Source organism: Mesorhizobium tamadayense (assembly GCF_003863365.1).
GTDB classification, from domain to species: Bacteria; Pseudomonadota; Alphaproteobacteria; order Rhizobiales; family Rhizobiaceae; genus Mesorhizobium; species Mesorhizobium tamadayense.
Genome location: NZ_RQXT01000009.1, coordinates 1 through 12,002, shown reverse-complemented (window position 1 = coordinate 12,002; position 12,002 = coordinate 1). Strand labels below are relative to the sequence as shown.

The 12,002-nt window shown below is 62.8% G+C and carries 11 protein-coding genes, 2 tRNA genes and 1 pseudogene; 7 read left to right on the top strand and 7 right to left on the bottom strand.

Features of this window, described 5'->3' with window-relative positions; genetic code table 11:
• The first annotated feature begins 79 nt into the window (after positions 1-79).
• Both EH240_RS09650 and EH240_RS09645 read left to right on the top strand, forming a co-directional pair.
• The gene (locus EH240_RS09650) at positions 80-1,075 is read left to right on the top strand and encodes an ABC transporter permease (RefSeq protein ID WP_124997547.1); all 996 of its coding nucleotides are present in this window, start codon (positions 80-82) and stop codon (positions 1,073-1,075) included.
• Positions 1,076-1,088: 13 nt separating this feature from the next.
• Positions 1,089-1,859, top strand: a complete 771-nt coding sequence (locus tag EH240_RS09645; RefSeq protein ID WP_124997545.1) for an SDR family NAD(P)-dependent oxidoreductase — start codon at positions 1,089-1,091, stop codon at positions 1,857-1,859.
• Positions 1,860-1,880: 21 nt separating this feature from the next.
• Here the strand turns inward: EH240_RS09645 and EH240_RS09640 are convergent.
• Positions 1,881-1,956 (bottom strand) — tRNA-Val (locus EH240_RS09640).
• A gap of 217 nt (positions 1,957-2,173) precedes the next feature.
• Between EH240_RS09640 and EH240_RS09635 the strand changes: the two genes are divergently transcribed.
• Positions 2,174-2,250: transfer RNA gene (locus tag EH240_RS09635), tRNA-Asp, on the top strand.
• Positions 2,251-2,459: 209 nt separating this feature from the next.
• On the top strand, positions 2,460-3,806 hold the full coding sequence (locus EH240_RS09630; protein ID WP_124997543.1) for an NAD(P)/FAD-dependent oxidoreductase: 1,347 nt from the start codon (positions 2,460-2,462) through the stop codon (positions 3,804-3,806).
• A gap of 420 nt (positions 3,807-4,226) precedes the next feature.
• On the opposite strand, the gene EH240_RS38445 is transcribed toward EH240_RS09630, so the two are convergent.
• From EH240_RS38445 to EH240_RS09605, 5 genes are all read right to left on the bottom strand, one after another.
• Positions 4,227-4,325, bottom strand: coding sequence for a putative RiPP precursor (locus tag EH240_RS38445; RefSeq protein ID WP_206075243.1), 99 nt, complete (start codon positions 4,323-4,325; stop codon positions 4,227-4,229).
• A 209-nt stretch (positions 4,326-4,534) separates the two neighbouring features.
• Positions 4,535-4,786, bottom strand: a complete 252-nt coding sequence (locus EH240_RS09620) for a hypothetical protein (RefSeq protein ID WP_245435906.1) — start codon at positions 4,784-4,786, stop codon at positions 4,535-4,537.
• A gap of 328 nt (positions 4,787-5,114) precedes the next feature.
• The gene (gene rbsK / locus EH240_RS09615) at positions 5,115-6,059 is read right to left on the bottom strand and encodes a ribokinase (protein ID WP_124997541.1); all 945 of its coding nucleotides are present in this window, start codon (positions 6,057-6,059) and stop codon (positions 5,115-5,117) included.
• Positions 6,060-6,063: 4 nt separating this feature from the next.
• The gene (locus EH240_RS09610) at positions 6,064-6,516 is read right to left on the bottom strand and encodes an RbsD/FucU family protein (RefSeq protein WP_124997539.1); all 453 of its coding nucleotides are present in this window, start codon (positions 6,514-6,516) and stop codon (positions 6,064-6,066) included.
• Between the two features lie 28 nt (positions 6,517-6,544).
• Complete coding sequence (locus tag EH240_RS09605; RefSeq protein WP_124997537.1) at positions 6,545-7,603, bottom strand: ABC transporter ATP-binding protein; 1,059 nt, start codon at positions 7,601-7,603, stop codon at positions 6,545-6,547.
• Positions 7,604-7,882: 279 nt separating this feature from the next.
• On the opposite strand from EH240_RS09605, the gene EH240_RS09600 reads away from it, so the two are divergent.
• The 3 genes from EH240_RS09600 to EH240_RS09590 all read left to right on the top strand — a co-directional run bounded on the left by EH240_RS09600 (position 7,883) and on the right by EH240_RS09590 (position 11,720).
• A complete protein-coding gene (locus tag EH240_RS09600; protein WP_124997535.1) occupies positions 7,883-9,559 on the top strand; it encodes an ABC transporter substrate-binding protein in 1,677 nt (558 codons plus the stop codon).
• A 113-nt stretch (positions 9,560-9,672) separates the two neighbouring features.
• On the top strand, positions 9,673-10,794 hold the full coding sequence (locus tag EH240_RS09595; protein ID WP_124997534.1) for a carbohydrate ABC transporter permease: 1,122 nt from the start codon (positions 9,673-9,675) through the stop codon (positions 10,792-10,794).
• 8 nt (positions 10,795-10,802) lie between these two features.
• Positions 10,803-11,720: a carbohydrate ABC transporter permease gene (locus EH240_RS09590; RefSeq protein WP_124997532.1), complete on the top strand. Its 918-nt coding sequence runs from the start codon at positions 10,803-10,805 to the stop codon at positions 11,718-11,720.
• A 76-nt stretch (positions 11,721-11,796) separates the two neighbouring features.
• Here EH240_RS09590 and EH240_RS09585 read toward each other — a convergent pair.
• A pseudogene (locus tag EH240_RS09585) lies at positions 11,797-12,002 on the bottom strand (hypothetical protein); the annotation flags it as partial.

Sequence of the window (12,002 nt, the reverse complement as noted above, 5' to 3'; positions counted from 1 at the left end):
CCCTGCCCTGGCGGCCGCGCATCTATCCCGACGTCAACCGCATCGGCCCCAACGGGATCAGCTCCAACCGGACAAGCCAATGAGCCCACGCACCCGCCGCATCCTCGAGCTCGTGCTCGACAATCTCGTCTGGTTCATGCTGGTCTTCGTGCTGGCGGTGTTCTCCGCCTTCATTCCCAACTTCTTCCAGCTCGGCATCTTCGCCAACATCGTCGAGGCTTCCAGCGTGCTCGGCGTCATGTCGATCGGCCTGGCGCTGGTCATCATTGCCGGCCACATGGACCTCTCGGTCGAATCGGTCGCGGCGCTCAGCGCCATGGCGGTCGGCATCATGTTCTGCTCGTCCGGCATCGGCCTTGGCCTGCAGCTCCATCCGAACTGGCTGATGGTGCCGGTATCGCTCGCCATCGCGCTCGGTGTCGGCGCCATCATCGGCGTCATCAACGGCGTCCTGATCGTGAAGGTGAGGATGAGCGCCTTCATCATCACGCTGGCCTCCTACATCTGGGTGCGCGGCCTGGTGCTCGTCGTCTCGGGCGGACGGTCGGCGCAGGATCTGGCGCCGGCCATCCGCTGGTTCGGCATCCAGCGGCTCGCCGGCTTGCCGCTCACCGCCTGGATCGCCATCGGCTGCTTCGTGGTCTTCTCGCTGATCCTGGCCAAGACGCCGTTCGGCCGGCATCTGGTGATGATCGGCGGCAACGAGACCGCGACCTTCCGCGCCGGCATCCGCGTCAACCGCAACCTGGTCATCGCCTTCGTGCTTGCCGGCGCCATCGCCGGCCTCGCCGGCTGGCTGCTTGCCATCCGCACGTCCGGCGCCACCGCCAATCTCGGGGTCGGCCTGCTCTTCAATGCCTTCGCCGCCGTCGTCATCGGCGGCGTCAGCCTCAAGGGCGGCGTCGGCACGCTGCCCGGCGTCTATGCCGGAGTGCTGCTTCTGTCGGCCATCAACACCGCCATCAACCTGATGGGTCTGCCGGCCAACTTCACCCAGGTCATCCATGGCCTCTTGGTACTGGCCGCCGTGCTGCTCGACGCTTTCAAGCAAACCATTCGCCAAAAACTCGCATGAGAGGACGGCTCGGATGACCGGACGCCTAGAAGGCAAGGTGGCGGCGATCGTCGGCGCCGCGCGCGGCATCGGCAGGGGCATAGCCCAACGCTTCGCCGAGGAAGGCGCAAAACTGGTGCTGGCCGACAGCGAAGCCGCATCCGGCAAGGCGAGCGCCGACGAACTGGGTGCCGCCTTCATCCACACCGATATCTCGAAGATGGCCGACGCAGAAGCTGTCGTAGCATTGGCGCTGCAGCGTCATGGCCGCCTCGACATCATCGTCCAGAACGCCGGTATCTATCCCTGGCAGCTCATCGAGAACACCAGCCCGGAGGACTGGGACCGCGTCATGGCGGTCAATCTTCGCGGCAGCTTCAACGCCGCGCGCGCAGCGCTGGCGCCGATGAAGGCGCAGCACAGCGGCCGCATGCTCTTCACCTCCTCTATCACCGGCCCGCAGGTGAGCAGCCCGGGCCACGGCCACTATTCGGCAAGCAAAGCCGGCATCAACGGTTTCATCCGCGCCGCGGCCCTGGAATTTTCGGGCTACGGCATCACCGTCAACGGCGTCGAGCCCGGCAACATCCTGACCGAGGGCATGAAGTTGCACCGCGATGCCGCCTTCATCAAGAGCATGGAGGACGCCGTGCCGCTCGGTCGCCTCGGCACGCCACGCGACGTCGCCAACGCCTTCCTGTTCCTGGCCTCCGACGACGCCAGCTACATCACCGGCACGACCATCGTCGTCGACGGCGGCCAGCTCCTGCCCGAGGGCCAGGATTTCCGCCTGACGCCGCCGTGACTGTCGATTCCGCAGGAAAACTGGTGGGCGATGACGGGCTCGAACCGCCGACATCTTCGGTGTAAACGAAGCGCTCTACCAACTGAGCTAATCGCCCGCTCCGGGCCGGACCTTTAAGCAGTTAGGGTTCTGTTCGCAAGGCCCAATGAACAGCCGGCGCACCCGTTGTCAGGCGGATTTCCCCAATGCCGGCGCACTTGTCAAAAAACCTTCTGCCGATTGCTGTTATGCTCACATGCCGCGCTTGACACCCGCAAACGAACCCCTTATCCAGCGCCCAACGACGAACACGCCTGACAGGTGCTCGTCTGTGCGCGGGTGTAGCTCAGTCGGTTAGAGTGCCGGCCTGTCACGCCGGAGGTCGCGGGTTCGAGCCCCGTCACTCGCGCCATTTCCAACTCATTGGCAATGCAGAGTCTTTTGGCCCGGTCTTTAGATCGGAAGAGGCTCGGTTTCAACTTTTTGAATATATCTGTCGCGGGCGAATACCCGGCGCCGCTCGCTAGCCAGCCTGTGCTCCACCTTCCCCTCGAACTGCCTCAAGAAAAGATGGCTAACGATAGGCCATAGCTGTCTTCGCTTTTCTCCAGGATACATCCCTTGCCCACTTTCCCATTCTCCGAAGCAGACCCGATCCAATATCCCGGTCCTCCACCGAAAAGTGCGGACGTGGTGATTGTCGGCGGCGGCATTATCGGCGTCACGACAGCGCTTTTTCTTACGCGGGGAAACATCTCGGTGACGCTGGTCGAAAAGGGACGCATCGCGGCCGAACAGTCGTCACGCAATTGGGGATGGATCCGCAAGCAGGGACGCGATGCGGATGAGCTGCCGATCGTGATCGAGGCGTCCCGTCACTGGCGGCAACTGGCTGAGGAATGTGGCGAAGACATCGGCCTGAACCAGACAGGTGTGACTTACCTGGCAAACTCGGATCGCGAAATGGCCGGCTACGAAGAATTCATGAAGGTCGCCGCCGTCCATGAGATCGACACCCGCCTTCTGGACGCGCAGGAAACCGCGGGTCTCATCAAAGGCATGTCACGCAGTTTCAAGGGCGCGATGACGACACCTTCCGACATGCGGGCGGAGCCCTGGGTGGCGGTGCCCGCGCTAGCTCGGCTTGCAGCGCGCAAAGGCGTCAAGATCGTAGAGAATTGCGCGGCGCGAACCCTGGAAATCTCGGCCGGCAGGGTCAGCGGTGTGTGGACCGAGGCGGGTCACATCGAGACGTCCAGCGTTCTGCTCGCGGGCGGCGCTTGGTCTTCCCTTTTCCTCAGAAGACATGGCGTCTCCATTCCCCAGCTCAGCGTCAGGTCGACCGCCGCGGCAACGGAGCCAATGCCTGAAATCCATGCAGGTGCCGCGGCAGCAGAGCATATCGCTTTCAGGCGCAGGCAGGATGGCGGATACACGCTCGCCCCGGGAGGCAGTCATTTGCTCTACCTTGGCCCTGACGCATTTCGGCACGCGATGAAATACCTTCCCGCGCTCATGGCCAATCCGTTCGGGTCACGCTATTCGCCGGCCGCACCCGCTGGCTACCCGGACAGCTGGTCGACGCCGCGTCACTGGACGCCGGATTCCCAAAGTCCTTTCGAAAGAATGCGGGTGCTCAATCCTGCTCCCGAACGTTCCGGTCTCCGTTCGATCGAACGCAACTTCAAGCGCCTGTTCCCACAGCTCGGGTCGGTCCGCATAAAGGCAAGCTGGTCAGGCATGATAGATGCAATGCCCGACGTCGTCCCCGTGGTGGATCGCGTCCAGGCGATCAGCGGCCTCGTCGTCGCGACAGGCATGAGCGGTCACGGCTTCGGCATCGGGCCGGGAATCGGTCGGGTCGTGGCTGATATGATCCAGGGAAACAAGATCGGGCACGATCTGACCCGCTTTCGCCTGTCGCGCTTTTCTGACGGAAGCGCCATTCGGCTGGGCCCGGCTCTCTAGCGGCGCCGCGTTGGATCAGCGGCGTCGCGTCGGATCGATGGCCTGTGCCTGTCTCGCCGACCACCACAGCCAAACCTTGTGCTCGCCCGATCCCTCGGAACCATTCAGTAAACTGCCTCGTTCCGCACAGGGGCAAAAGATGGGAGAGACAGATGACTGTGAAATGCCGCGTTTCGATTGACGACGCCAAGGATGTGGACGAGCTCGCTTTCCAGGAGCTGCCGCGGGTGGGTGAAAGCGTGTCGATGCCGGTCGAAGGATCGAATATGGCCTCTTGCGCGTCGTGCACATGCCCGGCAGCGAGCAAGGTGCCGCGACGATGCTGGAGCTGACCAGCAAAATCCTTTAGGGCAATTCCAGGAAAAGTGTGAAACGGTTTTCCTGTCAGGAATTGCGTTAAAAAAGAAGATAGAGCGGCATTCATTCGCCCAATACGACGCCCGAGGCGACGATCTGGGCGGTTCGCGCGGTGAGCTTCTCGCGCTTTACAAGCGTTGGCTTCTGATAGGGCTTTTTCATCTCACCGTTCCGGAACCAGGGTGTTTGGTCAAGACAGTGAACGCGCTCGCATCGCTTGCGTTCCGAAGGGCGGGTTGATGGCTGAATTCGGCCGGTCGTGGGCGCGCGGGATTGCGAGTAAGCATGTCGCCCAAAACTGCGCAGCGGTTTGCGGCAACGATATGCACCTGGCAGGTTAGGCACGCGTGCCCCGACTGCGCTCGAACCGATTAGCGTGGACGCGCGCGATGGACCGGTGGTGTGGCATTTGCCGATACCAAGTCTACCTCAGTGGCTTGCGATCCCCCTCTGTAGATCAGCCGGACCACCAGTCCGACGTATCCGACCTGAAGAATGATCATTGCAAGGACGGCCCAGCCGAGCGCCTTCCAGACGGAGCCGGTCTCCAGCTCGGCCCAGATTGCCGTGATGAACGACGTCGCGAACATGCCCACCAGAAATTGAGGAAAATACATCGGCACGGCACCCAAGGCTTTGGCGTTTCAGGCGGCCCTCAACTTAACATCAAGGAGCCCGCCGCTCCATTCGCGAAGCGGCGGGGCCCCCCAAATTTGCCCCCCGGCTACCGAGGCACAAGTCCACCCCGGCATTGCTGACAGTGCAATTGCGATGCCAGACATGGTGACCCATTACGGAACACCTATGTCGTCGGCGCAAGGCGTCGGCGCCGAATAATATTAACCGTGGCTAATATGCCACCATGGTCGCAAGATACCGAAATATGAGGGCAGGCGCCCGTCGGACGCGAGGCTGGTAGCGCCGGTGAGGGCGCGCGCGAGGCTGGCGACTTCAGGCCCTCGCCAGTAGCGCCTCGACTTCCTGGAGCGTCGGCATGGAAGGTGCTGTGCCCGGACGGGTCACCGAAATGCCGGCAACGGCGCAGGCGAAGCGCACGGCCTCCAGCGGCTCGACGCCCTTGGCAAGCGCTGCGGCCAGGCCGCCATTGAAGGCGTCGCCCGCCCCCGTGGTCTCGACCACCGGGCCGGCATTGACCGCGCCGACATGGTCGGACCGGCCCTTGCTGTGCAGCAGCGCGCCCTTCTCGCCGAGCGTCACTATGACAGCGCCCACCCCCTTCGCCAGCAGTCTGTCGGCAGCGCGGCGGGCATCGTCGACCGAAGCGACGGTGATGCCGGTCAATCCCTCGGCCTCGGACTCGTTGGGCGTGACGTAGTCGCAGAGCGCGTAGATGCTATCCGGCAGGGTGGCTGCGGGCGCCGGATTGAGGATGGTCGTCACCCCGGCCGCGCGCGCGATCTCCAGCGCTTTCAGCGCGGCGTCGATCGGCTGCTCGAGTTGGGTGACGAAGACGCCGGCCGAGCGGATCAGGCCGGCATGGGCCTCGATATCGGCGGGCGAGATCAGCATCGCAGCACCTGGGCTGACGATGATGGCGTTGTTGCCGGTGCCCTCCTCCACGAAGATGTAGGCCGCGCCCGTATAGCTGTCCGGCGTGTCGATGACCGCGCTTTTCACGCTCGCCGCCTCCCAGGTGTGCTTGGCCATGTCGGCGAAGGCATCGACGCCGAGCCTCGTCAGAAAGGTGATGTCGGCGCCGAGCTTGCCGGCCGCCACCGCCTGGTTCGAGCCCTTGCCGCCCGGTCCGAGCTTGAACGAATTGCCAAGGAGCGTCTCGCCCATGCGCGGCTGGCGGTCGGCGCGATAGGCCGTGTCGGCGACGAACACACCCAGGATCACAACAGGCTTCATGACGAAGGGCTTGCCGGCGGCCATCTTCTCACTCCGCGTCCGGCGGAACGACGCCCTTGCGGAAGGCGAAGCAGCCATAGAAGCGACGCTCGCCCGTCTGGATGACACAGTATGCCTTCTTGGCGCGCTCGTAGAAGGCGTAGCGCTCGATCGAGATCATCGGCCAGGCCTTGCCCTCGGCCGCGTCGATCTCCTTCTGCACCTCCTTCTGCACCGGCGGGATCTCGTTCGGCTTGCCGACGATCTCCATGCGCGCGGCGGCGTCGTTGACGAAGCTGTCCAGCGGATAGAGCGACAGCACCGCCTTTACCACCTCGGCCGCCGGCGCATCGATGCGCAGCAGCTTGCCGTGCACGGTCTGCTTCGCAACGGAGTCGGATGGGAAATTGGTGTCGGCGACGATCAGGTCGTCGCCGTGCCCCATCGCCCGCAGCGCCTGGAGCACATCGGCATTGAGCAGCGGATTGATCCCTTTGAGCATGGTTTCCTCTTGGAAAGTCTGTTTGCGGTCAGAGACGCTTGCCGGTCCCTGCGTCGAAGAGATGGACGTGGTCGAGCCGCGGCCTGAGCTTCAGCGTATCGCCCGGCTTGAAATCATGACGTTCGCGGAAAAGCGCCACCATCTCGCCCTCGCCGAAGCGCACGAACACCAGCGTCTCCGAGCCTGTCGGCTCGACCACCGAAATCGTGGAGGCGATGCCATCGGGGTGGATTTCCAGATGCTCCGGCCGCACGCCATAGACGAGGGCCTGTCCGTCTTGCGCGGAGCTGCCGCTAGGAAGCGGAAACGCCGACCCTGCGATGTCGACCACGGACTTCTCACCCTTCTTCACCGTGCCCTTGAGCAGGTTCATCGCCGGCGAGCCGATGAAGCCGGCGACGAACAGGTTGGCCGGCCGGTCGAACAGTTGCAGCGGCGCGCCGACCTGCTCGATGCGGCCGTCGCGCATCACCACGATCTTGTCGGCCATGGTCATGGCCTCGATCTGGTCGTGGGTGACGTAGATGGTTGTGGTCTTCAGCCGCTGGTGCAGTTCCTTGATCTCCGTGCGCATCTGCACACGCAGCTTGGCGTCGAGGTTGGAGAGCGGCTCGTCGAACAGGAACACCTGCGGATTGCGCACGATGGCGCGGCCCATGGCCACACGCTGGCGCTGGCCGCCCGAGAGCTGGCGCGGATAGCGCTTGAGATAGGGGGCGAGGTCGAGGATGTCGGCCGCGCGCTTCACCCTTTCGGCGACCACGGCAGGATCGGTGCCTCGCAGCTTCAGCGCGAAGGCCATGTTCTGCTCCACCGTCTTGTGCGGATAAAGCGCGTAGTTCTGGAACACCATGGCGATGTCGCGCTTTGCGGGCGGCAGGTTGTTGACGACTCGATCGCCGATCGAGATCGTTCCGCCGGAGACCGTTTCCAGCCCCGCCACCATCCTTAAGAGCGTGGACTTGCCGCAGCCCGAAGGACCGACCAGAACGACGAACTGACCATCAGCGATATCGACGCTGACCTCATGCAGAACCTTGACGGTTCCGAAAGCCTTGGCCACATTGGCAATCGCGACTTGAGCCATCGTCTCCCCTATCTTTTTCGGTGAAGCTAGCCATTGCCAACGGCAAGGGCAAGTCGGTATCTTATAGATAAAAAGCCGTCCTTGTTGACAAGGTAATCGATTACGCGAATAGTGTCGAATGCCAATCCGACCGTCGACATTAGTGCCGAAAATCGGATCTCCAAGCGGCGCAGGGTGGGGTCCCACGTCCCCCTATGGTATAGGAGAACCGCAGACGTTTCGACGTCCGAGAGATTGGCAATTCCAATTCACGACTGAAGTTCTGGGAGGAACCTTGAGATGAGAGTCGATCTTTACGAAAAACTGGTACGCGCCGGGGCGACCCGCCGCGATTTGCTGAAGGGTGCTGCCAGCATGGCGGCGCTCGCCGCCGCGTCCGGCGCCGGGCTCGGCGCGCTGACGAAGCCGGCGGCAGCGGCCGACGACCTGCGCTCGAAAATTCTGCAGATTCCGGGCGTCGGCAAGGGCCAGCCGACGGATGCCGACTTCCAGAAGGTCGGCGAGCTCTGCCTGGAAGCGACCAAGGCCAACGTCAAGGAAGGTGAATTCGCCGGCGTCGAGCTTACCTTCATGGGCCTCAACAACCAGAACCTGCACAACGTGCTGTTCCGCGGCTTCCTGAAGCCGTGGGAAGCCTATACCGGCGCCAAGATCAACTGGATCGATCTTGCCCAGGCCGACTACAATCCGCGTCTGCAGCAGGCGATTGCCACCGGCACCGTCGACTTCGACATCATCGAGATGGGTGCGCCCTTCGAAGGCGACGTCTGCGGCAAGGGCCTCACTTCCGAAATGCCGGACTGGGTCAAGAAGCAGATCGATATGGATGACCTGGTGGCCTATCTGAAGCCTCCGGTCGGCACGTGGAACGGCAAGCAGTATCGCGTGACCGTTGACGGCGACACGCACAACTTCAACTACCGCACCGACGTGTTCGCCGACTCTGATCTGGCAGCAGCCTGGAAAGCCGATAGCGGTGACAAGGCAGGCCTGACGGAATGGGGTGTGCCGAAGACCTGGCAGCAGGTGCAGGCCGTGACCAAGTTCCTCAAGGGCAAGCAGATGAAGGGCCAGGACGTCTTCGGCTATCTCGACGCGCCCAAGCCCTGGGGCGGCTTCGGCTTCTACTTCCTTGGCAGCCGCGCCAGCGCCTACGCCAAGCACCCCGACGACAAGGCCTGGCTGTTCGATCCGGATACGATGAAGCCGCGCGTCAATAACCCGGCCTGGGTGCGGGCAATCCAGGACGTGATCGACGCACTGCCTTCCGAGCCGCAAGATCAAATCAACGCCGACCCAAATCAGACTGCGTTCAGCCAGTTTCTCGGCGGCACGGGTTCGATGGTGGCCTGGTGGGGCGACGTCGGTTCCAACGTAAAAACCAACGACTCCTCGGTCGTTGGCGACGTCACCGGCTTCTCGATCCTGCCGGGCTCGGACGATGTCTATAACTCCAAGACCGGCAAGTGGGAAAAGCTCGCCAGCGGACCGAACTACGCGCCGAATTGCGCCTATCTCGGCTGGGGCGTCTATGTCATGGCCCGCGTCGACAGCGACGAGAAGAAGAAGAAGGCGGCATGGTCCGCCGCCGCCCATCTCGGCGGCAAGGATCTGTCGCTCTGGTGCGCGGCGTATCCGTCCGGCTTCCAGCCCTACCGCAACAGCCATTTCAACATTCCGGAATGGGTGGCGGCGGGTTACGACGAGGCGTTCACCACCTCATATCTCAAGTCGGAAGCCGACAGCTACAACCATCCGAATGCGGCTATCGAGCCACGTATCCCTGGCATCTTCCAGTATTACAGCGCCGCCGAGGACATTCTGGCCAACACCTTCGCCGGCAAGATGAAGGCGCAGGAAGGCGCCGATGCGATCGCCGCCGCGTGGGAGAAGCTGACCGACCAGATCGGCCGCGAGAACCAGATCAAGCTCTACAAAGCCTCGCTCGGCATGTAGGCTGCCTCAGGAGAAGTCGCGGCCCGGCGACGCTCGTCGCCGGGCCGCATCCTTGACCGGCCCCAACCGGTCACTTGAGCAAACCGGTCACTTGGACTGAAGGATCAAGAGCCGTGGCTGACCAGACTTCGACCGCGAATGCGTGGCCGGCAAATTCCACACCGGCCGATCTGATTCCACCCGGCCGCAAGCGCCTCGGCTGGGCCTTGATGATTGCCGGGACGCTCGTGCTGCTGGCGACAATCGTGATGCAGATCCTCTACAAGACCGAGGTCGACACGATCGGCTTCTATACCTGGCGTCCGGTGGTCTATGCCTATGTACTTTGGGGCGTGGCGCTCGGCGCCTGGCAGGTGCTGACGCGCGGCGAGGATGGCCAGCGCGCGCTGTTCCTGCTGCCGGCCCTGCTCTTCACCATCGCCATGGTGATCTTCCCGACGCTGTTCGGCTTCTACATCGCGCTGACCGACTGGAACCTCAGCTCGTTCGCGGGCCGGAAATTCAACGGGCTCGACAATTTCTGGCAGATGCTGGGCGACCCCTACTACCGCAACGCGCTGTTCAACATGGTGCTCTATGTGCTGGCGGTGCTGGTCGAATACGTCATTGCTTTTGCGCTGGCGCTGCTGCTCAACGCGCAGATCCGCGCCCGAAAATTCTTCCGCGTCGTCTTCCTGTTGCCCTTGATGCTATCGCCGGTGGCGGTGTCGTGGATGGTCGGCAAGTCGCTGATGGAATACCGCTTTGGGCCGGCGGCGACGCTGGCGCGCCATCTTGGCTGGGGCAACCCCGCCTTCTTCTCCGACCCGATCACCGCCCGCATCTCGATCATGGTGCTCGACGCCTGGACCTTCATTCCGTTCATGATGATCATGCTGCTCGCCGGCCTGCAGGCGATGTCGCGCGAGGTGATCGAGGCGGCGCGCGTCGACGGCGCGACGACATGGCAGACCTTCTGGCAGGTCACCTTCCCGCTGATGCTGCCGGTGTCGGTGACGGCGGTGATCCTGCGCATCATCTTCAAGCTCAAGCTTGCCGACATCATCATCACGGTGACGTCCGGCGGCCCCGGCGGCGCCACAGATTCCGTGTCGAGCTTCATCTATCGGGAATATCGCGACCGCTCGAATGTCGGCTACGGCACCATGCTTGCCATGATCTACCTGATCATCATCGTCGTGTTCGTCACCTGGCTGCTGAAATTCGCCAACCGCTTCGTGCGCAACGTCAATTGAGCGGTATCATGAGTGTCCAGACCACCGACTACACCGTTTCCGAAATCCGCTCGCCGGCGGCCTTCGTCGGCAGCCGCGTCTTCATCTATGGCGCGCTGGTGTTCTGGTCCTTCGTCTGCCTGTTCCCGATCTATTGGACGATCACCACCTCATTCAAATCGGCGGTCGACGTCACACAGGGCCATCTTATCCCCTTCGTCGACTTCCAGCCCGACTGGAAAGGCTGGCGCTCGCTCGGCCTGTCGCCGGATTCGATTTCCCAGACTTCGACCGTGCGCGACGAGTTCCTGAAACGCTTCATGAACTCGGTCATCACCTCGGTCGGCGCGTCGAGCCTGGCAATCATCATCGGCAGCCTCGCCGCCTACGGTCTCACCCGCTATCGCTATCACTTCGCCTGGTTCAAGAACGAGGACATCTCCTTCTTCTTCCTATCGCAGCTCATCCTGCCGCCGGTGGTGCTGGCGCTGCCCTTCCTGGTGCTCTACCGGGAAGTGGCGTTGCTCGACACGCGCATCGGGCTCGTGCTGCTCTACACGCTGATGGTGCTGCCGATCGTCATCTGGATCATGCGCGACCAGTTCAATTCTATTCCCGTCGAGCTCGAGGAGGCAGCGCTTGTCGACGGCCTGTCGATCTGGGGCGCCTTCTTCCGTATCGTCATGCCGATAGCGCTCCCCGGCATGGTCGCCGCCTTCATCCTGGCGATGGTGCTGTGCTGGAACGAGTATTTCTTCGCCGCCCTGCTCACCTCGACCGATGCCAAGACCATCCCCGTGATGGTGGCGAGCCAGACCGGCTCTCAAGGCATCAACTGGTGGTCGATGGCGGCTCTTGCCACAGCGGCCATAGCGCCGCTGGCGATCATCGGCATCGCGCTCGAACGTTACCTGATCATGGGCATGACGGCGGGCTCGGTGAAATAGGCGTGGCGATGCCGGTCGGCGCCCTGATCGGCTGTTGGGCCGAGCGTGGTGGGGCAATCATGCCGCAAGTTTTCAACTACATCGCCTCCGACGGCGCGAAGAAGCAGTTTTCGTGCTCCTCTGTCGGATGCAGGCAGATGTGGAAGTTGTCGTCGCCGGACGGGATGACACTGTCGTAGGGAACGAAGTATCGGTCTGGGTGGGTGACTTTCTGATGGTCACCCGGACGCAATATGATCACGTAGCCATCAGCCTGCGGCGTTACGGTCATGCTAGGAATCC